General features: G+C 71.2%; 19 protein-coding genes. 14 read left to right on the top strand and 5 right to left on the bottom strand.

The features are described from left to right. Positions 1-92 precede the first annotated feature (92 nt). From BLR95_RS10255 to BLR95_RS10240, 3 genes are all read left to right on the top strand, one after another. The gene (locus BLR95_RS10255; RefSeq protein WP_176787781.1) at positions 93-1,253 is read left to right on the top strand and encodes an efflux RND transporter periplasmic adaptor subunit; all 1,161 of its coding nucleotides are present in this window, start codon (positions 93-95) and stop codon (positions 1,251-1,253) included. A 7-nt stretch (positions 1,254-1,260) separates the two neighbouring features. Next, positions 1,261-4,446 (top strand): efflux RND transporter permease subunit, encoded by a 3,186-nt coding sequence (locus BLR95_RS10250; protein ID WP_092619367.1) that lies wholly within the window; start codon positions 1,261-1,263, stop codon positions 4,444-4,446. Positions 4,447-4,654: 208 nt separating this feature from the next. Beyond that, complete coding sequence (locus BLR95_RS10240; RefSeq protein WP_425438441.1) at positions 4,655-4,990, top strand: ArsR/SmtB family transcription factor; 336 nt, start codon at positions 4,655-4,657, stop codon at positions 4,988-4,990. Between the two features lie 67 nt (positions 4,991-5,057). On the opposite strand, the gene BLR95_RS10235 is transcribed toward BLR95_RS10240, so the two are convergent. Further along, positions 5,058-7,400 carry a PAS domain-containing sensor histidine kinase gene (locus tag BLR95_RS10235; protein ID WP_176787778.1) on the bottom strand — a complete coding sequence of 781 codons (2,343 nt, stop codon included), beginning with the start codon at positions 7,398-7,400 and terminating at the stop codon, positions 5,058-5,060. Positions 7,401-7,728: 328 nt separating this feature from the next. On the opposite strand from BLR95_RS10235, the gene BLR95_RS10230 reads away from it, so the two are divergent. From BLR95_RS10230 to BLR95_RS10220, 3 genes are read left to right on the top strand one after another with little or no spacing between them, the layout of a single operon-like run. Then, positions 7,729-8,022 carry a hypothetical protein gene (locus BLR95_RS10230; protein ID WP_092619361.1) on the top strand — a complete coding sequence of 98 codons (294 nt, stop codon included), beginning with the start codon at positions 7,729-7,731 and terminating at the stop codon, positions 8,020-8,022. A 36-nt stretch (positions 8,023-8,058) separates the two neighbouring features. Next, on the top strand, positions 8,059-9,384 hold the full coding sequence (locus BLR95_RS10225; protein WP_245689436.1) for a 3-deoxy-D-manno-octulosonic acid transferase: 1,326 nt from the start codon (positions 8,059-8,061) through the stop codon (positions 9,382-9,384). Next, on the top strand, positions 9,381-10,583 hold the full coding sequence (locus BLR95_RS10220; RefSeq protein ID WP_245689434.1) for a glycosyltransferase family 4 protein: 1,203 nt from the start codon (positions 9,381-9,383) through the stop codon (positions 10,581-10,583). Before BLR95_RS10225 ends, BLR95_RS10220 begins: the two co-directional genes overlap by 4 nt. A 4-nt stretch (positions 10,584-10,587) precedes the next feature. Here the strand turns inward: BLR95_RS10220 and BLR95_RS10215 are convergent, their stop codons facing one another. Beyond that, positions 10,588-11,115 carry a SixA phosphatase family protein gene (locus BLR95_RS10215; protein ID WP_092619359.1) on the bottom strand — a complete coding sequence of 176 codons (528 nt, stop codon included), beginning with the start codon at positions 11,113-11,115 and terminating at the stop codon, positions 10,588-10,590. Between the two features lie 103 nt (positions 11,116-11,218). Between BLR95_RS10215 and BLR95_RS10210 the strand changes: the two genes are divergently transcribed. From BLR95_RS10210 to BLR95_RS10180, 7 genes are all read left to right on the top strand, one after another. Further along, the gene (locus tag BLR95_RS10210; RefSeq protein ID WP_092619356.1) at positions 11,219-13,492 is read left to right on the top strand and encodes an RNA degradosome polyphosphate kinase; all 2,274 of its coding nucleotides are present in this window, start codon (positions 11,219-11,221) and stop codon (positions 13,490-13,492) included. 28 nt (positions 13,493-13,520) lie between these two features. Beyond that, positions 13,521-15,047, top strand: coding sequence for a Ppx/GppA family phosphatase (locus tag BLR95_RS10205; protein WP_092619353.1), 1,527 nt, complete (start codon positions 13,521-13,523; stop codon positions 15,045-15,047). Between the two features lie 237 nt (positions 15,048-15,284). Beyond that, positions 15,285-16,292, top strand: a complete 1,008-nt coding sequence (locus BLR95_RS10200; protein ID WP_092619350.1) for an ABC transporter substrate-binding protein — start codon at positions 15,285-15,287, stop codon at positions 16,290-16,292. Positions 16,293-16,446: 154 nt separating this feature from the next. Further along, entirely contained in the window at positions 16,447-17,346 is a 900-nt protein-coding gene (locus BLR95_RS10195) for an ABC transporter permease (protein ID WP_092619347.1), read from the top strand. Beyond that, positions 17,339-18,640 (top strand): quaternary amine ABC transporter ATP-binding protein, encoded by a 1,302-nt coding sequence (locus BLR95_RS10190; RefSeq protein ID WP_245689433.1) that lies wholly within the window; start codon positions 17,339-17,341, stop codon positions 18,638-18,640. The genes BLR95_RS10195 and BLR95_RS10190 overlap by 8 nt, the downstream gene beginning before the upstream one ends. 122 nt (positions 18,641-18,762) lie before the next feature. Further along, positions 18,763-19,080: a metal-sensing transcriptional repressor gene (locus tag BLR95_RS10185; protein WP_092619344.1), complete on the top strand. Its 318-nt coding sequence runs from the start codon at positions 18,763-18,765 to the stop codon at positions 19,078-19,080. A 34-nt stretch (positions 19,081-19,114) separates the two neighbouring features. After that, positions 19,115-19,936 carry a nickel/cobalt efflux transporter gene (locus tag BLR95_RS10180; RefSeq protein ID WP_092619341.1) on the top strand — a complete coding sequence of 274 codons (822 nt, stop codon included), beginning with the start codon at positions 19,115-19,117 and terminating at the stop codon, positions 19,934-19,936. 11 nt (positions 19,937-19,947) lie between these two features. Here the strand turns inward: BLR95_RS10180 and BLR95_RS10175 are convergent, their stop codons facing one another. Beyond that, positions 19,948-20,565: an SOS response-associated peptidase gene (locus BLR95_RS10175; protein WP_092619338.1), complete on the bottom strand. Its 618-nt coding sequence runs from the start codon at positions 20,563-20,565 to the stop codon at positions 19,948-19,950. A gap of 65 nt (positions 20,566-20,630) precedes the next feature. Between BLR95_RS10175 and BLR95_RS10170 the strand changes: the two genes are divergently transcribed. Further along, positions 20,631-21,377, top strand: coding sequence for an SDR family NAD(P)-dependent oxidoreductase (locus tag BLR95_RS10170; protein ID WP_092619335.1), 747 nt, complete (start codon positions 20,631-20,633; stop codon positions 21,375-21,377). Between the two features lie 265 nt (positions 21,378-21,642). Here the strand turns inward: BLR95_RS10170 and BLR95_RS10165 are convergent, their stop codons facing one another. Both BLR95_RS10165 and BLR95_RS10160 read right to left on the bottom strand, forming a co-directional pair. Further along, on the bottom strand, positions 21,643-22,140 hold the full coding sequence (locus BLR95_RS10165) for an RNA pyrophosphohydrolase (RefSeq protein ID WP_092619332.1): 498 nt from the start codon (positions 22,138-22,140) through the stop codon (positions 21,643-21,645). Then, the gene (locus tag BLR95_RS10160; protein ID WP_092619329.1) at positions 22,137-23,999 is read right to left on the bottom strand and encodes a hypothetical protein; all 1,863 of its coding nucleotides are present in this window, start codon (positions 23,997-23,999) and stop codon (positions 22,137-22,139) included. The genes BLR95_RS10165 and BLR95_RS10160 overlap by 4 nt, the downstream gene beginning before the upstream one ends. Between the last annotated feature and the right edge of the window lie 27 nt (positions 24,000-24,026).

The raw sequence follows: 24,026 nt of genomic DNA, 5'->3' as shown, positions 1-24,026 counted from the left end.
GGCGGGCCTCGTCCTGGCGCCAAATCCGGGCTATCCTCACCTCCCTTCCTCAAGATTGTCGCGAGCCCCCCACCGTGCCCCGACCCCTGTCCTTGCGCGTCCTCCCGATCCTGGCCCTGTGCCTCTTCCCGTGCCTGTTCCTGGCCCCGGCCCAGGCCCAGGACAGCCCGGGTGCGCTGGTGTGGACCGACCCGGTGCGCACCGAAACGGTGCGCCGCACCGTCCCCGTGGTCGGCCGCCTGCTGGCCCGTCAGGCCGGGCCGGTGGCGGCGCGCACCGCCGGCACCGTGCGCACCGTGGTGGCCGAGGTGGGCGACCGCCTGGAGGCCGGCGCCCCGATCGCCCTGCTCGACGAAGAAACCCTGGCCCTGCGGCGCGACCTCGCCGCCGCCGAGATGGCCACCGCCGAGGCCACCCTGGACCAGGCCCGGGCCGGCCTCGAGCAGGCCCGGCTGGCCCTGAAACGGCTGGAGGGGCTGCGTGGTTCAACCGCCTTCAACCAGGCCAACTTCGACGAGCGGCGCCAGGAGGCGGCCAGCCGCGCCGCCGCCGTCGATGCCGCCAGCGCCGACCTGACCCGGGCCCGCGCCGCCCTCGCCCTGGCCCGGGTGGAGTTGTCGCACGCCACCATCATCGCCCCCTACCCGGGGGTGGTCACGGCGCGCCACACCGAGGTCGGGGCCCACCTGGACGACGGCGACACGGTGGTCGATCTGCTCAATGACCGCGAACTGGAGGCCGAGGCCGACATCCCGGCCGACCTGCTGGGCGGCCTTGCCCCCGGCACCCCGGTCCAGATCCAGGCCGGCGCACACCCGCTGACCGCCTGGGTGCGCGCCGTGCTGCCCAGCGAGAACCCGCGCACCCGCACCCGCCGGGTCCGCCTGACCCTGGAGCAACCGCCCGGGCAAAGCGATCTGGCGGCCGACCAGCGGGTCGGCCTGGAGGTCCCCGCCGGGCCGGCCATCGAGGCGGCGACGGTGCACAAGGACGCGGTGATCGAGCGCCGCGACGGCCCCATCGCCTTTGCCGTGGTCGAGGGCACGGCCCGCCTGCGCCGCCTGACCCTGGGCCCGGCGGTGGGCCCGCGCTGGGTGGTCGAGTCCGGCCTTGCCCCCGGCGAGCTGGCGGTGGTGCGCGGCAACGAACGGCTGCGCGACGGCCAGCCGGTCGATCCCCGGCCGAACAGCGACGGCACCACCGGCACCGACACCGGCACCGACACCGGCACCGACACCGGCAGCAACGGTTGACCCGGCCATGGACCTGATCCGCACCGCCATTGTCCGTCCCATCGCCGTCCTGGCGGCGGTGCTGATGGTGGTCATGTTCGGCCTGCTGGCGGCCAGCCGCATTCCCATCCAGCTCACCCCCGACGTGCGCCAGCCGGTGATCAACGTCGACACCAGTTGGCCGGGCGCCGCCCCGGTCGACATCGAGCGCGAGATCATCAACCGCCAGGAGGAGGCCCTGAAGGGCCTTGAAGGGGTGCGCCAGATGAGCGCCCGGGCCCGCCCCGGCCGCGCCTCCATCGAGCTTGAGTTCGCCCCCGGCCAGAACATGGACCGCGCCCTGCTGCTGACCGCCAACCGCCTGGACCGGGTCGGCGACTATCCCGAGGAGGCCGACGAGCCGGCGCTTTCCACCTCGGGCACCGAGGACCGTTCCATCGCCTGGTTCGTCACCCGCCGATTGCCCGGCAACGACACCCCCATCGACCACTTCGGCGACTTCATGGAAGACGTGGTGCGCGACCGCCTGGAGCGGGTCGAGGGGATCTCGCGGCTGAACATCTACGGCGGCTCGGAGCGTGAGCTCAAGGTGGTCATCGACCCCGAGCGCATGGCCGCCCACGGCCTGACCGTGCCCGAACTGGTGAGCGGCCTGCGCGAGGCCAACGTGTCGCTGTCGGCCGGCGACGTGGACGAGGGCAAGCGGCGCTACGTGGTCCGCGTGGAGGGCGAGTTCGAGACCCCGGCCCAGGTCCAGGACGTGGTCATCCGCGCCCTACCCGACCCCGAGGGCGGCGGCATCGCCCGCCTTCGGGTGGGCGACGTGGCGCGGGTCGCCTTCGCCTACACCGAGCCGACCGCCACCCGCCGCTTCCGGGGTGAGCCGGCGATCCCCTTCGGCGTGGTCGGCGAGACCGACAGCAACGTCATCGAGACCATGGACAACCTGCGCGCCGCCGTGGCCGAGCTGAACGACGGCCCGGCCAAGGCGGTGGGTCTGTATCTGCGCCAGGTCTACGACGAGACCACCTACATCAACTCGGCGATCGATCTGGTGGTGCAGAACATCTATGTCGGCGGCCTGCTGGCGGCGGCCATCCTGACCCTGTTCCTGCGCGCCGCCGGGGCCACCCTGGTGGTCACCCTGGCCATTCCGGTGTCGGTCATCGGCGCCTTCGTCGGGATGGCCGCCATGGGCCGCTCGCTGAACGTCATCTCGCTGGCCGGCATCGCCTTCTCGGTGGGCATGGTGGTCGATGCGGCGATCGTCGTGCTGGAGAACATCTTCCGGCTGCGCGAACGGGGCCTGAGCCGGGCCGCCGCCGCCCTGACCGGAACCCGCCAGGTGTGGGGCGCCATCCTGGTTTCGGCCCTGACCACGGTGATGGTGTTCATCCCCATCCTTATTCTCGAGATCGAGATCGGCCAGTTGTTCCGCGACATCGCGGTGGCCATTTCGGTCTCGGTCACCCTGTCGCTGCTGGTCGCCATCACCGTGGTCCCGGCGCTGGCCCGCCGGCTGCTGGGCAAACGCCGGCCCGAGGGCGCCCCGCCGCCCTTCCGGCTGCCGCTGATCGACCCGGCGGCCCGGGGGTTCCTGAAGGGCATCGAGTCCCTGGCCGCCCTGGTCACCCGGCGCAAGTGGGTGGCGGTGGGGGTGATTGGCGCCCTGGTGGCGGTCACCTCGGCAACCACCTGGCTGCTGTTGCCGAAGCTCGAATACCTGCCGGAAGGCAACCGCAACATGGTCTTCGGGCGCGTCATCGTGCCGCCCGGCTACAACCTTGAGACCACCGCCGCCCTGGCCGGCAACATCGAGCAGGCCCTGAAGCCCCTGTGGCACGACCCCGAGGGTCCGCCGCCCGACCCCGAGGGCCCGCCGGCCATCGACAACTTCTTCTTCGTCGCCTCGGACAGCTTCACCTTCGTCGGTGCCACGGCGCTCGATCCGCGGCGCGCCGCCGAGTTGATCCCGGTGGTGGCGCGGCCGGTGTTCGAGGAGCCGGGCGCCCTGCCCTTCGTCACCCAGCCGTCGCTGTTCGGGCGCTCGGTGGGCGGCGGGCGCTCGGTCGACCTCAACATCTCCGGGCCCGACCTCGATGTGGTGCTGGACGTGGCGCAACAGGCCGCCGGGCTGGTCGGGGCGGCCCTGCCGCGCGAAGAGGGCACCCAACTGCGCCCCCGCCCGGGGCTGGAACTGGGGGCGCCCGAGGTGCGCGTGCTGCCCGACCCGCTGGCCCTGGCCGATGCCTCGGTGAGCGCCCGCAACCTGGCCCAGACGGTGGACGCCTTCAACGACGGCCTGCGGGTGGCCGAGATCACCGTCGGCGGCGAGCGCATCGACCTGACCCTGGCCGGGCCGCTGGATCACGTGGCCAGCACCCAAGGCATCGCCCACCTGCCGGTGGTCACCGGCCTGGGCACCATCGTCCCGGTGGGCTCGCTGGCCCGCGTGGTGACCACCGCCGGGCCGACCGAGATCCGCCATCTGGAGCGGGTGCGCACGGTCACCCTGCAGATCCGCCCGGCCGACGCCCTGCCCCTGGAAGCGGCCATGGAGATCCTGGAGCAACAGGTGATGGCGCCGCTCACCGAGGGCGGCCTGCCCGATGGCGTGCGCCTCACCCTCTCGGGCACCGCCGACAAGCTGACCGAGGCCTGGCAGGCCATGGTTTGGCAACTTCTGCTGGCGGTGGCCATCGTCTATCTGGTCATGGCGGTGCTGTTCGAAAGCTTCGTCTACCCGCTGATCATCCTGCTCACCGTGCCCATGGCCTCGGCCGGGGCGGTGCTCGGGCTGGCCCTGCTCAACGTCTGGGTCCGCCAGCCGCTGGACATGCTGACCCTGCTCGGCTTCGTCATCCTGATCGGCATCGTGGTCAACAACGCCATCCTGCTGGTCCACCAGACCCTGTATCACCTGCGGGTCGACGCCATGCCGCCGGCCGAGGCCATCCCGGCGGCGACCCGCGACCGGGTGCGGCCGATCTTCATGTCGACCCTGACCAGCCTGTTCGGCATGGCCCCGCTGGTCCTTTTCCCGGGCGCCGGCAGCGAGCTTTACCGCGGCCTGGGCACGGTGGTGCTGGGCGGGTTGGCGCTGTCGGCCGTGCTGACCCTGATCATCATGCCGCCGCTGCTGTCGCTGACGGTGGGCGCCATCGAGGGCCGGCGGGCCGGTCGCAAGCGCCGGCGGCGCGGCGCCAAGGCCTGATCGGGCGCTGCGGGCTTGAATGCCATTGCCCGCGCTGCGGGCTTGAATGCCGTCGCCCGCGCTGCGGGCTTGAATGCCGTCGCCCGCGCTGCGGGCTTGAATGCCGTCGCCCGCGCTGCGGGCTTGAATGCCCTCGCGCCGTCATCGAAAATAAACACCCCTGAAAACAAACCCAGATGCCCGAAACAGCACCGGACAGGACCGCCCCATGAGCCCCCCGCCGACCCTGGACCTGGACCAACTGCAGGACAACGCCCGCCGGGCCAGCACCCTGCTGAAAGCCATGAGCAATCAGCACCGCCTGCTGATCCTGTGCCAGCTTCTGCATGGCGAGCACTCGGTGGGCCAGCTCGAGGCGGTGATCGGCCTCAGCCAGTCGGCCCTGTCGCAACACCTGGCCCGGCTGCGCCGCGACAACCTGGTGAAGACACGGCGCAACGCCCAGACCATCTTCTACTCGCTGAAGGGCGAGGAAGCCTCGGCGGTGATCGCCACCCTTTATGGCCTCTACTGCGGCACCGACCGGGCCGCCGCCAACGGCTGACGATCCGACACCGGGCGGCTCACCCGATCCGACACCGGGCGGCTCAGCCGATCCGACACCGGGCGGCTCAGCCGCCGGCGCCAACCCGCCCGGCCGGGAAGCGGGCGCGGGCGATGGTGCCCTGGCCAGGGGTGCTGGTCAGCTCCAGCCGGCCGCCGTGCATCTCCATCAGATGGCGGGTCAGCGGCAGGCCCAGGCCGATGCCGTCGTGGCGCCGCGACAGCACGTTGTCCACCTGCTCGAAGGGGCTCAGGGCCTTGGCCAGTCCGGCGTCGCTCATGCCGATCCCACTGTCCTCGACACCGATCACCAGCCCTCCCCCCGGCTCCGGGGCGGCGGTCAGCCCGACCCGGCCGCCGGCCGGGGTGAACTTGACGGCGTTGGACAACAGGTTGAGCAACACCTGCAACACCCGCCGCCGGTCGGCCAGCAGCGAGGGCAGGCCGGAGGGCGCCTGAACCTCGAAGACCACCCCGGCATCGGCCGCCCGGGGGGCGATCAGGCGGGCCGCCTCGTCGAGCACCTCGGCCACGTCGAGGGTTTCCGAAGCCAGCTCCACCTTGCCGGCCTCGATCGCCGACAGGTCGAGGATGTCGTTGATCAGCCCCAGCAGGTGGCGGCCCGAGCCTTCGATGTCGCGCAGGTATTCGCGCCCCCGGCCCGGCGACAGCGAGCGCTCGCCCATCTCCAGCAGCAGCGAGGCGAAGCCGATGATCGAGTTGAGCGGGGTGCGCAACTCGTGGCTCATGCCGGCCAGGAACTCGGACTTGGCCTGGCTGGCCCGTTCGGCCTCGCGGCGGGCCCGCTCGAGGTCGGCCTCGGTGCGCTTCATGGCCTCGATCTCGGTGTGGGTGCCAACCGCCCGCGCCACCCGCCCGGCATCGTCCCAGGCCACCGGCCGCCCCCGCCCGAGGACCCACAGCCAGTCGCCGTTGTGGCACTTCAGCCGGAACTCGACGGCAAAGCCCTGACCGTTCGCCATCCCCTCCTGGACCGCCGCCGCCGCCGCCGCCCGGTCGTCCGGGTGGACCATGTCGGCCCAGGTGGCATAGTCGACCGTGAAGGCGTCCGGCGGGAAGCCGAGCATGGTGTAGGCGCGGGGGCTCCACGTCACCTGGCCGCTCAGGGTATCCCAGTCCCAGATGCCGTCGCGCGCCGCGTCCAGGGCCAGACGCAGGCGCTCCTCGCTCTCGGCCAGGGCGTCCTTGGCCTGCCGGGCCTCGGTGGTGTCGAGCCACAGGGACAGGAACACCGGCCCTTCCGGGCGCGCGATCACCTCGCCCGAGAAAAGGCCGTAAAGCCGTTGGCCGTCGCGGCGCTTCAGGGGCAATTCGACGCTGCTCACCCGTCCCTCGGCAAGCAGACGCTCGGCCAGCCGCGCATGGCCCTCGAGGTCGGGCAGGATGCCCAGATCGACGGTGCGCCGGCCCAGCACCTCGGCCTTGTCGAAGCCGAAGGTTTCAAGGAAGGCGTCGTTGGCGTCGATCAGCCGCCGCTCGGCCACGTCGCTGAGGATCATCGGCGCCGGATTGCGCCGGAACAAGCGCTCGAACCAGACGCGCGTCTGGTGCTCGGCGGCGGCCTCGCGGCTCAGATCGCGGGCCGCCGCGAAGAGGCAGGCGGCGCCGTCCCAGCGCCCCGGCCAGAACCGGGTTTCGGCCGGAATGGTGGCGTCTCCGGCGCTCAGGTAGGGAACCTCGCAGTGGGTCGACTGACCGCCCCGGGCGCGCTCGATGGCCCGCGCCACCTCGGCCGCCTCGGCGGGCGGGTGCAGATCGGTCAGCCGCCGGCCGACCAGATGATCGAGGGCATGGCCCAGGCGATGCAGGGCAGCCTGGTTGGCGTGCATCACCGCGCCCTCCGGCGACAGCACGAACACCATGTCGTTGAGGGTTTCGAAGAAGGTGCGGAAGTTGCGCTCGCGGTCGGCCATTTCGCGGGCCAGCTCGGCCCGCTCGCGCTCCAGTTGGTGGCGCTCGGTGACGTCCAGGATCAGGCCGACCAGACAGCGCCGCGAAGACCCGGTGCAAGCCATCACCGCCTTGTGGAAGACCACCCGACGCCGCCCCCGGGTGGCCGACTGCACATCGGCCTCGTAGGTTTGGGCCCCCCCGGCGGCGAGCAGGTCAAGATCGGCCTGATGATAGATCACCGCCAGGTCCGGCGGTGACACGTCGTGGGCGGTGTGGCCGATGATGGCCGCCCGGGGCAGGCCGAGAAAGGCCGCGAAGGACTCGTTGGCGGCCACGTAGCGGCCGGCCTCGTCCTTCACGAACAGCGGCACCGGGATGGCCGCGATCAGGCCGTGGTCGATGCCGGCCACGGGTCCGGGGGGCTCCCCTCCGGTGCGCCGCAAGGCCAGCGCCACCAGCGGAAGCAGGTGGTTCAGCAGGTCAACCTCGATGTCCAACGCGATGGTCCACTTTCCAGCCCCCCTGCACCCCTGCGCCCCCACTGGGAGCAGTGTCCTCCACCCAGGGAAACAAGGCAACGGCGGAAAGCCGGAGCCCGAATCCCGGAACCCGGATCAAGGAGCCGAGAGCGAAAAACAGGAACCACTTGGTGGTTGCCGATTTTTCGCTCTCGGCTCCCCACCTGAAATCAAGAGCAGATGGTGCGAGATGGGGCGGGAGGTGGCTGGTGCTTTTCCCGGGCTGCCGGATGGGGTACATCTGAACGGGACGCTGCCCGGCCACCAACGCCGGACCGACACCATCATCCCGGGAGCCTGATCCGTCATGTCCGAACTGATGCTCAGCCAGATCCAGCACATGCTCAACCGCGTCTCCGACGAGGTCGACCGCCTGGGCAACAACTCCCAGGACAACACCGAGCAGGTGCTGGGCGCCATGGACGATCTGGCGGCCAACGTGTTCGCCGCCCAGGTGGTGATCCGCGCCCTGATGAAGCAGTACCCGCTGGAGCTGGACGCCGCCATGGCCGAGCTGGATGCCCAGACCGGACAGTCGGGGATCGAGGCGCCGACCACCCGCCTGCTGGTCAAGTACCTGGTCACCGGCGACAAATCCTGACCTCCCGGTTCCCGCCCCCCGATTCCTGAGTTCCCGGTGCCTGTCGAGCCCTCCCCGGCAACCCCCGCCGACCGTTTCGGCGGCGGCCTTCTCGTGTTGTGGCGGGGCGCCGTGCGCCTCGGCGCGCCGCTGCTCGAACGCCACCTGAAACGCCGCGCCGCCCGGGGCAAGGAAGACCCGGCCCGCCTCGACGAACGCCGCGGCCGCGCCGCCCTGCCCCGCCCGGCCGGGCGGCTGGTCTGGGTGCATGCCGCCAGCGTTGGGGAATCGCTGTCGGTGCTGCCGCTGATCGACCGTCTGGTCGCCCCGCCACACGGGCTGTCGGTGCTCATCACCAGCGGCACCGTCACCTCGGCCCGGCTGCTCGCCGAGCGCCTGCCGGCCGGGGCGCATCACCAGTTCGCGCCGCTCGACCATCCGGCCTGGGTCGCGCGCTTCCTCGACCACTGGCGCCCCGACGCCGTGCTGTGGGTGGAATCCGAGCTGTGGCCGACCACCCTGGCCGCCATTGCCCGGCGCCGCCTGCCGGCCGCCCTGCTCAACGGCCGCCTGTCGGCCGGCTCGCTGGCCGGCTGGCGGCGCGCCCCGGGGCTGGCCCGGCGGCTGCTCGGCACCTTCCGGGTGATCCACGCGCAAAGCCCGGAAGACGCCGCGCGGCTGGCCGCCCTGGCCGGCCGGCCGGTCGATGGGGTGGGCAACCTGAAGCGGGCCGCCCCGCCCCTGCCCGCCGCGCCCGAAGCCCTGGCCGCCCTGGCCGAGGCCCTGGGCCCCCGGCCGCGCTGGCTGGCCGCCAGCACCCACCCCGGCGAGGAAGCCCTGGCCGGGCGCCTGCACCAGGGGTTGGCGCGGCGCCATCCGGGGCTGCTGACGGTGATCGCCCCGCGCCACCCGGAGCGCGGACCCCGGATCGCCGCCGAGTTGGCCGGGCAGGGCCTGAACGTCGCCCGCCGCGCCGCCGGTCAGGCCCCGACCTCGGCCACCGACATCTATCTGGCCGACACCCTGGGCGAGATGGGCCTGCTGTATCGTCAGGTGCCGCTGGTGCTGATCGGCAAGTCGCTGCTCGGGCGGGGCGGGCAGAACCCCATCGAGCCGGCCCGCCTGGGCTGCGCCGTGCTGCATGGGCCCCACATGGACAACTTCGCCAGCCTGAGCGCCGAGATGGACGCCGCCGGGGCGGCCCTTGAGGTGGCCGACGAGGCGGCCCTCGCGGCGGCGCTGGATCGGTTGCTGAGCGATCCCGAGGCGGTCGCCGGCCAGGGCCGCGCCGCCGCCGCCTGGGCCGCCGCCGAGGCCCAGGCGGTGGACCGGGTGGAAGCCCTGCTCGCCCCCCTGCTGGAACTCCCGGAGGCCGCCGCGTGAGCCGCCCCGCCCTCCCTGACGGTCTCTCCGACGGTCTGTCTGATCTGGGCATCGCCTGGACCGCCGGGCTGCCCAGCGGCTGGGGCACCTATGGCCTCAACCTGGCCCTGGAGGCGCGGCTGGCCGGGGTGCGCCCGCACCTGTTCTTCCTGCCCGACAGCCTGCCGTTGGACCCGGCCCGCCGCTTCGTGCTGGAGCCGGCGTTGCGCGACCATGTCCGCCTTCGGCACCTGCTCGACAGCCACGGCGGCGGCGCGTTTCCCTATCCGGTGCTGCACGCCCTCGGCGACCGGCTGTCCTTCCCGCCGGAAACCCGCCACCTGAATGGTCGGCCCGACATCGGCGTGGTGTTCCTGGAGCACACCGACATCCCGCCCGAAAACCTGGAGACGGCGGCCGGGCTGGCCCGGGTGATCACCGGCTCGACCTTCAATCACCGGGCGCTGGCCGAGGCGGGGCTGACCAACCTCGCCTTCTGCCCGCAAGGGATCGACCCGGCGCTGTTCCACCCGGCCCCCCGGCGCGGCCTGTTCGCCGGGCGCTTCGCCGTCTTCGCCGGCGGCAAGCTGGAGTACCGCAAGGGGCAGGACATCACCCTGGCCGCCTTCAAGACCTTCGCCCGGCGCCATCCGGAGGCCCTGCTCGTCACCGCCTGGCACAACCGCTGGCCGGCCTCGCTGGCCAGCATCGCCAACGCCCCGCACAGCCAGGGCCAGCCCCGGCACCGCCCCGACGGCAGCCTCGACATCGCCGGCTGGGCGGCCGACAACGGCCTCGACCCGGCGCAGGTGCTCGATCTCGGCGAGTTGGACCACCGGCTGACCGCGCCCATCCTGCGCGAGTGCGACGCCGCCCTGTTGCCCAGCCGCTGCGAGGGGGGGACCAATCTGGTCGCCATGGAGGCCATGGCCTGCGGCCTGCCGGTGATCCTGTCGGCCAACACCGGCCACCTCGACCTGATCGGGCCCGAGCGCTGCCTGAGCCTGGACAGTCAGATCGACCTGGGGCAGATCAGCGGCACCCCGGGGCTGGCCGGCTGGGGCGACTCCCTGCCCGACGAGGCCACCGCCGCCCTGGAGAACCTCCACGCCGATCCCGACCTGCGCCACCGCCTGGGCACCACCGCCGCCCGCTTCATGGCCGGGTGGACCTGGGGGGCGCAAATCAGGCGCCTGCTCGACGCCCTGGCCGGGGTCTGAGCCCCTAAATCAGATCGGCCGGCCGGATGAAGGCGGCCAAATCACACCTCCCCGAGCCCAGGTCGGCCCAGGTCGCGCCGGTGAGGGTCAGATGGGCCAGGGCGGCGGTCGGGAACTTGGCCTGAAGACGCCCCCGGGCCACCGGATCACCCCCGGCGATCAGGCCTTCCGCCAGTTCTTCCAGGGCCGGGTTGTGGCCGATCAGCAGCACCGTGCCCACCGCCTGCGGCAGCGCCGTCAGCGCCGCCAGCAGCGGCCCCGGCGCGAAGGCGTAAAGATCGCCCCGCAAGGCCAGCGGCGGCGGATCGGCGCGCCACGCCGGGTGGACCAGGGCCAGGGTCTGCACGGCGCGCACGGCGTCCGAGCACAGGATCAGGTCGGGTCGGGGCACCCGCCCCTGCTCCAGCCAGCGGCGCATCGCCGCGCCGGCCCGCTGGCCGCGCTCGGCCAGGGGGCGGGCGTGGTCGGGCAGGTCGGGCGCGTCCCAGGCCGATTTGGCGTGGCGCAGCAGCACCAGATGGCGGTCGGTCATGGAACTTTCCTTGACGCCAGGGGTGGGGTGGTCTTGCCTGATCCCCTGAGCGATGGGCTATAACCCGGGTTGGACAGGGGCCCGAACAGCGGAGGCAAGCGCCATGGACCATCCCGAGAAGGCGGCGGCCGGCGGCAGGAACAACGCCGCCGACAAGCCGACGGCCCAGACCGCCGGCACCGCCAAGCAGGCCCGGGCGTCGGCGGCGGCCAGCCTGCCCAAGATCACCATGGAGAGCCCGGAGCGCTTCATCAACCGCGAACTGTCGTGGCTGGACTTCAACACCCGGGTGCTGGAGGAGGCCTACAACGAGCGCCACCCGCTGCTCGAACGGCTGCGCTTCCTGTCCATTTCCGCCTCCAACCTGGACGAGTTCTACATGGTCCGCGTCGCCGGCCTGAAGGGCCAGGTGGCGGCCGGGGTGACCAAGCCCAGCCAGGACGGCCGTTCCCCGGCCCAGCAACTGGCCGAGATCAACGAGCGGGCCCGCCAGTTGCTGGGCGAGCAGGGCCATGCCTGGGGCCAGTTGAAGAAGGAGATGGCGGCCAACGGCATCGAGGTGGTCGGCCGCGACGGCATCAAGGCCGAGGAGATGGCCGACCTGGAAAGCCATTTCATGGACCATGTCTTCCCGGTCCTGACGCCGCTGGCCATCGACCCGGCGCACCCCTTCCCGTTCATCCCCAACCTGGCCCACGCCCTGGTCCTGGAGCTGACCCGCGAGGCCGACCAGGAAACCTTGCGCGCCCTGGTCCCGCTGCCGCCGCAGATCACCCGCTTCATCCGCCTGAAGGCCCTGGCCGACGCCCCCGGGCACATCCGCTTCCTGGCCCTCGAGGATCTGGTCAACCTGTTCCTCAACAAGCTGTTCCCCGGCTTCACGGTGAGCAAGGCGGGGCATTTCAGGGTCATCCGCGATTCGGAGATGGAGATCGACGAAGAGGCCGAGGACCTGGTGCGCAGCTTCGAAAGCGCGCTCAAGCGGCGCCGGCGCGGCCACTGCATCCGCCTGACCATCAACGCCGACATGCCGGAGGATCTGGTCCGCCTGATCTGCGACGAGGTCGAGGTGGAAGAGACCGACCTGTTCCGCATCAACGGCCTGATCGGCATGGCCGACACCAAGACGCTGATCGCCGACGACCGGCCGGACCTGATGTTCGTGCCCTTCACGGCGCGCTTCCCGGAGCGCATCCGCGACTTTGGCGGCGACTGCTTCGCCGCCATCAGGAAGAAGGACATCATCGTCCACCACCCCTACGAGAGCTTCGACGTGGTGGTGCAGTTCCTGCGTCAGGCGGCGGCCGACCCGCATGTGGTGTCGATCAAGCAGACGCTCTATCGCACCTCCAAGGGCTCGTCCATCGTCAAGGCGCTGATCGAGGCGGCCGAGGCCGGCATCTCGGTGACCGCCATGGTCGAGCTGAAGGCGCGCTTCGACGAGGAAGCCAACATCCAGTGGGCGCGCGACCTGGAGCGGGCCGGGGTCAACGTGGTCTATGGCTTCATCGACCTTAAGACCCACGCCAAGATTTCCCTGGTGGTGCGCCGCGAGGGCAGCGAGCTGGTCAGCTACGTCCACTACGGCACCGGCAACTATCACCCGATCACCGCCAAGATCTACACCGACCTGTCGTTCTTCACCTGCGACAAGGCACTGTGCCGCGACGCCGCCAAGGCCTTCAACTTCATGACCGGCTATGCCCGGCCGGAAAGCATGGAAAAGCTGGCCATCGCCCCGCTGGCCCTGCGCGAACAGTTGATCGAGCGCATCGAGGGCGAGATCGCCCACGCCAAGGCCGGCCGCCCGGCCACCATCTGGGGCAAGATGAACAGCCTGGTCGACGTGGCGGTGATCGACACCCTGTACCGGGCCAGCCAGGCCGGGGTGAACATCCATCTGGTCATCCGCGGCATCTGCTGCCTGCGCCCCGGGGTGCCGGGGCTGTCGGACAACATCCAGGTGAAGAGCATCGTCGGCCGCTTCCTGGAGCACTCGCGCATCGTCGCCTTCGGCAACGGCCATGTGTTGCCCTCGCCCCAGGCGTTGATCTACATCTCCTCGGCCGACTGGATGACCCGCAACCTGTCGCGCCGGGTGGAAACCTTCGTGCCGATCGAGAACCCCACCGTGCATGCCCAGGTGCTGGACCAGATCATGGTGGCCAACATGCGCGACGAGAAGCAAAGCTGGATCCTGCTGCCCGACGGCACCTTCCGGCGCATCGAGGCGGCCGACGACGATTTCTCGTGCCACGAGTACTTCATGACCAATCCCAGCCTCTCGGGCCGTGGCAGCGCCCTTCAGCAGACCACCCGCGCGGTGCCCAAGCTGGCCCTGTCGCCGCGCCGCTGGCACGGCCAGGGTCCGGCCTGAGCCCGCCCCCGCCGCCGGTCCGTCGCCCATGACCTCCGACAGCGCCGACAGCGCCCCGCCCCTGGCCATCCCCAGCCCCCCCGGGCGCAAGCCGCGGCGCAAGCCGGTGGGGCTGATCGACATCGGCTCGAACAGCGTGCGGCTGGTCGTCTACGACGGCCTGACCCGCTCGCCGGCCGCCCTGTTCAACGAAAAGGCGGTGTGCGCCCTGGGCGCCGGCATGGGGGCCAGCGGGCGGCTCAACCCGGACGGGGTAATCCTGGCGCTTGACGCCATCGGCCGCTTCGTCGCCCTGGCCCGGGCGATGGACGTGGCGCGGCTCGACGTGCTGGCCACGGCGGCGGTGCGCGAGGCCAGCGACGGCCCCGACTTCGTGCGCGAGGTGGAAGCCCGCAACGACATCCAGGTGCAGGTGCTGTCGGGCGAGCAGGAGGCCAAGCGGGCCGCGCTGGGCGTGCTGTGCTCGGTGCCCGAGGCCGACGGCATGGTGGCCGACCTGGGCGGCGGCAGCCTGGAGCTGGTCACCGTGGCCGGCGGGCGCTTCGGCAAGTTCGTTTCCCGGCCGCTCGGCGTGCTGCGCCTGGACGAGGCGGCCGACGGCAAGCGCGAGCGCTGTCTGGCCGAGATCGACCGCCACCTGGGCGACCTCGACTGGCTGGGCGAGGGCAAGGGGCGCAGCCTGTACGCGGTGGGCGGCGCCTGGCGCTCGCTGGCCCGGGTGTGCATCGATCAGATGCAGTACCCGCTGCACGTGCTCGACAACTACACCCTGAGGCGGGCCGAGGCCCACCAGCTGCTGGAGATCATCTCGCGCCTGGGCCGCAAATCGCTGGAGCAGATTCCCGGGGTGTCGCGCAAGCGCCTGCCCACCCTGTGGCTGGCCGCCGCCCTGCTCGAACGGCTGCTTGAGCTGATCGAGCCGGAGCGGCTGGTGTTCTCGGTCTACGGCATGCGCGAGGGGCAGTTCTACCGCCAGCTCAAACCCGAGGTGCGGCGCCAGGACCCGCTGCTCGCCGCCTCGGCCGAAATGTCGCTGGCCGCCGGCCGCTTCCCCGAGCAGGCCGACGAGTTGATGACCTGGATGGACCCGCTGTTCCCCGACGAGGCGCACGCGGCACGCCGGCTGCGCCTCGCCGCCTGCCTGCTGGGCGACAGCTTCTGGACCGAACACCCCGACTATCGCGCCCTGCAGGCCTTCCTGAGGATCCTGCGGTTGCCCTTCATGGGGCTCGATCACCGCGACCGGGCGCGCCTCGCGCTGACCGTGCACAGCCGCTACCGGGGCGACCTCTCCCACCCGCTGGTCAACCAGGCGCTGGCCCTGCTCGACGACGGGGACGTCGCCCGGGCCCGGGTCATCGGGCTGGCCCTGCGCCTGGGGCACGCGCTGTCGGCCGGGGCGCCCGGCCTGCTGCCCAGAACGGCGCTGGCGATGGACGCGCAAACCCTGACCCTGAGCCTGGAACCCAAGCATCCGGCCTTCCTGACCAGCGCCTTCTCGGGCCGCTTCGAGGCCCTGGCCAAGGCCCTGGACCGCCAGCCGAAAATCGCCTGAGGCCGGGGGCCGGGACGGGCCTTATCCAGGGGCCGGTTTGACAGCCCGGACGTGGCCGGCTACCCTTCCAGGCACGGATTCCTCCCCACAACCGAGCCCAAGACCTCACCGCCCACCTTGAGACAATCTTGCGTGGCCTTGCGGTGTGTCGGCGTCTATCCGGGGGGCGGAATCGATGCCCCTTCCGGGCCGGCCGCCAAGACATCCGGCCCACCATCGGAGGAGAGAGACAGCCCCATGCGCACCAAGCTCATCGCCGCCCTGGCCGTCGCCGCGCCGCTGGCCATCGGCGCCACCCCCGCCGCCGCCGAGTGCGGGCGGTTGACCATCGCCGACATGAACTGGAACTCGGCCACCCTGATGGCCCACGTCGACCGCTTCATCCTGGAGCACGGCTACGGCTGCGAGGCCGAGCTGGTGCCCGGCGACACCATGCCCACCGGCACCTCGATGATCGAGAAGGGCGAACCCGATCTGGCCCCCGAAATGTGGACCTCGAACTTCGCCCAGGCGGTGGAGAAGGGGGTCGAGGAAGGCCGCCTGATCGTCGCCGGCAACTCGCTGTCGGACGGCGGCGAGGAAGGCTTCTGGGTGCCCGAGTACCTGGTCGAGGCGCACCCGGAAATGGCCACCATCGAGGGCATCAAGGCCAACGCCGCCATGTTCCCCCACCCCGAGGACCCGGACAAGAACGGCTTCATGGGCTGCCCGGCCGGCTGGGGCTGCCAGATCAGCAGCACCAACCTGTTCAACGCCATGAACCTGGAAGCGGCCGGCTTCGAGCTGGTCGATCCCGGCTCGGGGGCCTCGCTGGCCGGCTCCATCGCCAAGGCCTACGAGCGTGAGGAGCCCTGGGTCGGCTACTACTGGGCGCCCACCGCGGTGCTCGGCAAGTACCCCATGGTCAAGGTCGATTTCGGCTCCGGCACCGACCCCGAGCACTACTACGGCTGCATCGCCAAGCCCGACTGCGCCGATCCCAAGCCGACCATGTACCCGCCCTCGCCGGTGAAGACCCTGGTCGTGGCCGATCTGGCCGAACGCGCCCCGGAGGTGATGGGCTACCTGGAAAGCCGCGCCTTCACCAACGACGAGATGAATGGTCTGCTGGCCTGGATGGAAGACAACCAGGCGGATGGCGAGATCGCCGCCATCCACTTCCTGGCCGACCGCCCGGACCTGTGGCGCGCCTGGGTGCCCGAGGCCGTGGCGGCCAAGGTTCAGGCCGCCGTCGACGACTTCTGATCCCCCTGCCCTGGCCGGCGCCGCCTTCCCCCGGGACGGTGGCGCCGGCCAGCCGCGTTTCGGGCCCCCGCCGGCGGCACGCCTGATGAGCCGCCGGCGGCGACGACAAACCTGACACGCCGCCAGCGGCGGCCAACCAACACGGACCCCGCCCATGGCCGAGACCTCCTGGCTGCATGAAATCCCGCAGATGGACCGCGGCGACCTGTTGACCATCCGCAAGACCCTGGATGGCCTCTACCGCGACTTCTCCCGCGCCTACGGCGAGACCATCGAAAGCTTCTTCACCCCCCTGCTGCGTTTCCTGGTGTGGTTCGAGGACCTGCTGATCTCCTCGCCCTGGTGGGCCGTGCTGGCCGTCATCGCCGGGCTGATCTTCGCCGCCACCCGCTCGTGGAAGCTCACCGTCGGGGCCGTGGCGGCGTTCATGCTGATCGGCTACTTCGGCATGTGGGAACACACCATGCAAACGATGGCGATCATCCTGGTCGCCACCCTGATGGCCATCTGCATCGGCATTCCGGTGGGCATCGCCATGGCCCGCTCGGACCGCGTGCAGACCATCGCCACGCCGATCCTCGACGTGATGCAGACCATGCCCGCCTTCGTCTACCTGATCCCGGTGGTCATGCTGCTGGGCATCGGCAAGGTGCCGGGCGTGATCGCCGTGGTCGTCTACGCCATCCCGCCGGTCATCCGCCTCACCAACCTGGGCATCCGGCTGGTCGACCGCGAGGTGATGGAGGCCGCCACCGCCTATGGGGCCAGCCGCTGGCAACGGCTGGTCGGGGTGCAGTTGCCGCTGGCCATGCCGACCATCATGGCCGGCATCAACCAGACCATCATGATGGCCCTGGCCATGGTGGTCATCGCCTCGATGATCGGGGTCAAGGGGCTGGGCCAGCCGGTGCTGAAATCGATCACCAACCAGTACTTCACCCTGGGCCTGCTGAACGGGCTGGCCATCGTCGCCCTGGCCATCATCTTCGACCGCGTCTCGCAGGCCTACGCCAAACGCAGCCAGGCCCACATGGGGGGCCCGGCCCATGACTGAGATGACTCCCGACCAGCCGATGCCGGGCGCCAGCGCCACGCCGGCCGACCCGCGCGGCGCCACCGACGGTCCGCTGGTCCGCGTCGAAGGGCTGTACAAGGTCTTCGGCCCCGACCCCCGGGGCGTGCTGGATCAGGTCAAGGCCGGCCGCAGCAAGGCCGACATCCTGGCCGAGACCGGCCACACGGTGGGCCTGAAGGACATCAACCTGACCATCGACAAGGGCCGCATCTACGTGGTCATGGGGCTGTCGGGTTCCGGCAAGTCGACCCTGATCCGCCACTTCAACCGCCTCATCGACCCCACCGACGGGCGCATCCTGATCGACGGCACCGACGTCATGGCGCTGTCGCCCAGGGAGCTGGAGCAGTTCCGCCGCCACAAGATGTCGATGGTCTTCCAGCGCTTCGGCCTGATGCCCCACCGCAAGGTGCTCGACAACATCGGCTACGGCCTGCAGGTCCAGGGGGTGCCCCGCGCGGAGCGTCTGGCCAAGGCCCGCCACTGGCTGGAGGCGGTCGGCCTGGAGGGCTACGAGGGCATGTACCCGGCCCAGCTTTCCGGCGGCCAGCAGCAGCGGGTCGGGCTGGCCCGCGCCCTGTGCACCGATGCCGACATCCTGCTCATGGACGAGGCCTTCTCGGCCCTCGACCCGCTGATCCGCAGCGAGATGCAGGACCAGTTGATCGCGCTTCAGGAAAAGCTGCACAAGACCATCATCTTCATCACCCACGACCTGGACGAGGCCCTGCGCCTGGGCGACCGCATCGCCATCCTGAAGGACGGCGAACTGGTCCAGGAAGGGGCGCCGGTCGACATCCTGCTGCGCCCGGCCACCGACTACGTCAAGGCCTTCGTCAAGGACGTCAACCGGGCCCGCGCCCTGACCGTGGACACGGTGATGAAGCCCCCCTCGCACCGCATCACCGCCGAAACCATCGGCGAGGCGCTGGAACAGATGAAGGGCCACAAGGGCGACTACGGCTATTACTTCAACGACGACGGCTACCAGGGCGTGGTCTCGCAGAAGGCGCTGGAAGAGGCCGCCCGGGCCGACGCCAACGCGCCGCTGAACGAGGCGCACTGGGAGGACTCGCCGGCCGTCACCACCGGCGATCTGATCGAGCAGGCCCTGCCCGGCACGCTCGACGCCGAGTATCCCCTGGCGGTGCTCGACGAGAACGGCGAGCTGGTCGGCCAACTGCCCCGCGAGGCCCTGGCCGAGGTGCTGACCTACGCCGAGGAGGTGGCGGCCGAGGACCCCGAAAAACCCACCGAAACCGCCAAGGTCTGAGGCCAGGGCCGGCTGGACGCAAGGGGGGCGTGTGTCGCCCCCCTTTCCTTTTGCCCCTCGTTGACTATATCCCCTCCCCGGGGATAGGATCATCGCACACAATCCAGCCAGGATCGCCCGCCATGTCCGACCCCGCGACCGACAACCAGCCCGCAACCCCGCCGGACCAGGAGGCCCACCGCCACACCAGCCACCCCGAGGTGGTCAAGCGCCTGCGCCGGGCCGAGGGGCATCTGCGCAAGATCGCCAGCATGATCGAGGACGGCCGACCCTGCGTCGACGTGGCCCAGCAACTGGCCGCCGTCGAGGCCGCCGTGCACAACGCCAAGCAGGTGTTCATCCGCGACCACATCGACCACTGCCTGGACGGCCACCTGACCGGCGGCCCGCAAGGGCGCGCCGTGCTGGCCGAGTTCAAGGACATCACGCGCTATCTGTAACCCCTGAAACTGCCCCCCCTGAAGGCCACCCCCCATGGACCTCACCGCCGCCCTCGCCCAGGGCACCGCCTCGCCCCTGCCGCTGGCCGCCACCGCCCTGCTGCTGGGTGCCCTGCACGGGCTTGAGCCGGGCCATTCCAAGACCATGATGGCGGCCTTCATCATCGCCGTCCGGGGCACCCCCGCCCAGGCCGTGGCGCTGGGCCTGTCGGCCGCCCTGTCGCACACCCTGATCGTCTGGGTGCTGGCCCTGCTCGCCCTCCACTTCGGCCAGGCGTTGATCGGCGAAAACCTGGAGCCCTGGTTCATGATGGCCTCGGGCGTCCTGGTCATCCTGATCGCCCTGTGGATGCTGGCCCGCCTGCGTCGGGTGGCCCGGCCGGCACCCCACAGCCACGACCATCACCACGCGCACGGCCACGACCATGGCCACGCTCACGACCATGCCCACCATCACCCCGACCCCCCGCCCGGCGACGCCCACGCCCAGGCCCACGCCCAGGAGATCGAACAGCGCTTCGCCGGCCAGGGCCGCACCACCCTGACCCAAACCGTGCTGTTCGGTCTGAGCGGCGGGCTGATCCCCTGCTCGGCCGCCCTCACCGTGCTCATCCTGTGCCTGCACATGGACCGCTTCTGGCTCGGCGTCGGGCTGGTCGGGGCGTTCAGCGCCGGCCTTGCGCTGACCCTGGTCGCCGCCGGGCTGATCGCCGCCCTGGCGGTGCGCACGGTGGCCCGGCGGACCCGCCGCCTCGACACCCTGATGGCCCGCGCCCCCTACCTCTCCGCCGCCCTGATCGGCCTGATCGGCCTGGGCATGGTGGTCATGGGCTGGCAGCACCTGCCGGCCGCGTAACCCCCCGCAGGTCAGAAAAGAGCCGCCTGGGCCGGCGGGTCCTCCTTGACCTCCAGCGCCCCCCGATAGGGCACCAGCAGCCCGGCCACCTCGCCAAAATCCCGCCCGGGATCGATCCACGCCGCCTCGGCCCCGGGGCCGTCGAGCACCACCGGCATGCGGTCGTGCACCCGGGCCACCGCCGGGCTGGCGGCGCAGGTCACGATGACCAGCTCCTCGGCCCGCCACAGCGCCGCCAGAGCCAACACCCCGGCCCCACCCAGCCGGTTCGGATGGCGTCCGCCGGCGGCGTCCACCCGCCACTCGATCCAGGCGCTGACCGGCACCAAACAGCGCTGCCCGAGCAACCGCCGGAAAGTCGCCTTCTCGGCCAGCGTCTCGGCCCGCGCGTTGATCACCGGCCCGGCCTGCCAGTCCACCGACAGCCCGAAGCGCAGCCGCCCGGCCACCCTTCCGCCGTCGCGCCCGGCGGTCACCGCCAGCGCCCGTTGGGTCGGCCGCACCGTGCCGCCGGGCACCTCGGACGACACTTGCGGCGGAACTTGCGGCGGAACTTGCGGCGGCACCGCCAGCCCGAACCGCCGCGCCACCTCGGCCCCCGTCAGGTTCTGTTCGAAACGTCCGCACATGGACCCCAAACTACCACACACGGACGGCTTGCGGGCGCCCCCCGGGGAAGGTAACACTTGAGCCCATGAGCAACGCCTCCACCCCGAAAACCGTCGTCATCTCCGGCGCCAGTCGCGGCATCGGCCAGGCCACCGCACGGCGCTTCATGAACGAGGGCTGGCGCGTCATCACCTGCGCCCGTGGCCCACTGCCCGACGACCCCACCCGCACCGAACTGTGGCAGGACCACTTCACGGTCGATCTGGCCGACGGCAACGCCGTCGAGGCCTTCGTGCGCGACGTGAAAAAACTGCTCGGCGGCGCCCCCCTGAACGCCCTGGTCAACAACGCCGGCGTCTCGCCCAAGACCGAGTTCAAGGAACGCTTAGGCGTCCTCAACGGCCCCATCGCCGGCTGGCGCGACGTCTTCGCCCTGAACTTCTTCGCCCCCCTCATCCTCGCCCGGGGCTTCGCCAGCGACCTGCACAAGGCCAAGGGCTCGGTGGTCAACATCACCTCCATCGCCGGCCACTACGTGCACCCCTTCGCCGGCTCGGCCTACTCGACCAGCAAGGCCGCCCTCTCCGGCCTGACCCGCGAAATGGCCGCCGAACTGGCCCAACTGGGCATCCGCGCCAACGCCGTCGCCCCCGGCGAAATCGCCACCGAAATGGTCGGCCCGGAATACGAAGCCCTGATCCCCCGCATCCCACTCGACCGCATGGGAACCCCCGAAGACGTCGCCACCACCGTCTTCCGACTGTGCTCGGACGAATTCGGATACGTCACCGGAACCGAAATCTTCGTCACCGGCGGCCAACACCTGTACTGACCCCACCCCGCCGCTGGTCGGCACCGGGCCCAGCCCAGCCAAGGGGGCGCTGCCCCCTTGGAACCCCCGCCGGGGGGACCAGGGGCCCCCCCGGACCCCCGCCGCGACTTAAAGCCGTGAAGAGGGGGGTATCCGAGCGCGTGCGCTCGGATACCCCCCTCTTCACGGCTTTGACTCATGGTGGGGTCTGGGGAGGCCTCCCGGCCTCCCCAGCGGGGATTTCAAAGGGGCGGCGCCCCTTTGACTTGGGCCGGCACGACGCCGGCTAGCGGAGGGGTGGGATCAGGGGGGTGAATTCGGTGAGCAGGTGTTGGTAGATGGGGCGTTTGAAGGCGACGATCATCTCGGGCAGGTGTTGGGGGTTGGCCCATTTCCAGGCGTCGAATTCGGGGTGGGGTCGGTCGTGGATGTTGATGTCGGTATCGGTACCGGTGAAGCGCATCAGGAACCATTTCTGTTTCTGGCCCCGGTAGCGTCCTTTCCAGACCTTGCCGATCAGGTGGTCGGGCAGGTCGTAGGTCAGCCATTCCTTGGTTTCGGCGATGATCTCGGCTTGGTTGGTGCCGATTTCCTCTTCCAGTTCGCGGTGGGCTGCCTGATCGGGGGTTTCGCCGGGATCGATGCCGCCCTGGGGCATCTGCCAGGCTTCGCGCTCGCCGTCTTTCGGGGTGTCGATGCGGCGGGCGACGAAGACCAGGCCGGCCGGATTGATCAGCATGATGCCGGCGCAGGGGCGGTAGGGCAGGTCGGCGGGCGTGGTCATGGTTTGAGGTCTCCGGGGCGGACGCGGTAGAGGCCGGCGATGTCGCGCAGGTTTTCGGGCAGGGGCAGCGGCTCCAGCCACGGCGGCGCCTGGCCCAGCAGCAGGCGGGCCCGCAGGTTGTTTTCGTCGGCCAGATAGGGGTCGGTATCGAGCGGGCTGCGGCACACCGCCAGCAGGTCGACGCCGCGTTTGGCGACCACCTGGCGGGCTGCCTCGGGGTCTTCACCGTAGAGCACGGTCAGGGTGTCGGCGATGGCGTCGGCGCTGCGGTGGTAGGGGGCGCCGACCACCGGGACGCGGGCCTCGTAGGCGAACTGCGGCCCGGCGTAGAGGTTGGTCAGCAGGATCGGCGCCGGGTCGGTTGCGTTCAGGGCGGCCACCTGATCGGCCACCTGATCGGCCACCTGATCGGCGATACCGCCCCACGGGCAGCCGACCAGACGCTCCCGCCCGTGGTCCAGCGCCCCCAGGGCGACCGCCGGCACGTAGTGGATGAGCAGCACAACCAGGAAGGCGGGGGCGCGCAGGCGCACCCGGGTGCTACCCAGGGTCAGCCTGGGGTTGCTCTCCCAGGCGAAGCGGATCAGCGCCACCCAGGGGAACAGGTACATCAGCTGGGCATAGGTGACGACCCGCAACTGGTGCATGGCGACGGCGGTGAAGACCAGTCCGCCGATCAGCCCCAGCAGCAGGGCCGGGCGGGCCGGATCGTCCCCGGCCCGGCGGTGCCACAGGCGCCACGCGGCGAAGGGCAGGGCGAGCACGGCCGGCCCCAGGTGGATGGCGAACAGCATCGCCGTCCAGCCGTCGGTCGGCAGCAGCGGCTGGGCCTCGCTGACCCGCTCCAGCCACGAGGCGGTGATGCGCGGATCGATGGCGGCATAGGGGCCGGCGAAGAAACGGGGCTCCCACAGGGCCAGGACCACCGCCGGGATCAGGCCGACGGCGCCCAGCACGAGGCCGCGCGACAGCCAGCCGGGGCGGCCAGTAAGGGCGTCGAGCCGCCCCCCGGCCAGGGCCGAGATGGCGCCGAACAGGGCGGCGGCCAGCCCCAACGGCACCAGATGGACCACCGAGATGCGGTCCAGCTCGACCACCAGCCGGGCCCCCGGCGGGCGGTCGGCGAGCAGGGCCAGGGCGACCACCCCGGCCAGCCCGACCAGGAAGGCGGCGAGCACCCGGCGCACCTCGGCCCGGCCGCCGACCAGCCACATCAGGGCCGGCACGGCGGCCAGGGTGACGATGACCAGTTGCGCCTCCGAACTGCCCCACAGGGCCAGCCCGGCGACCCCGCCGGAGAGCGCCCCGAGAGCCGCCGGGCGGCGCCCATCGCCGCCGTCGAGGGCGCGCAGCAAGGCGGCCATGGCGGCCACCGCCAACAGGGCCTGGAAGCCGTGGTGGTCGGGTCGGGCGTAGGCGAAGGCCGAGAGAACCCCCGGCAGCAGGCAGGCCAGCAGGACCATCAACAGGAACCAGCCGTTGCCGAGCAGCGGCCGGTAGGCCCAGGAGAGCACCGGCACCAGGGCGATCATCAGCAGCGGGCTGACAATCAGGCCACCCAGGAACAGCGCCTGGGGCCAATCGGTGACCAGGCGGAACGGCGCGGCAACGGCGATCAGCACCACGTCGAAGGGGCGGGTCCAGTGCAGGGCGTCGCCGTGGGGGGCATTGATCCAGGGCACCCGGTTGTCGAACCAGCCGCCCCCGGCGAGCAGCTGCTCGACCCTGAGCAGGCGCATGTAGCAGTCGGAATCGACCAGCGGGCCGTGCAGGCTGCCATGCGGCCCGGTGAGGGCGATCAGGGCGAGCGCCGCGACAACCATCAGGGCGGCGGCAAGCAGAACGAGCGGGCGGTGCATGGCGGGTGAAACTCCCCGGACCGGGCG

The organism is Roseospirillum parvum (genome assembly GCF_900100455.1).
Classification (GTDB): domain Bacteria; phylum Pseudomonadota; class Alphaproteobacteria; order Rhodospirillales; family Rhodospirillaceae; genus Roseospirillum; species Roseospirillum parvum.
Note: the sequence above shows the minus strand (reverse complement) of the source record. Positions and strands in the feature narration are given on the sequence as shown.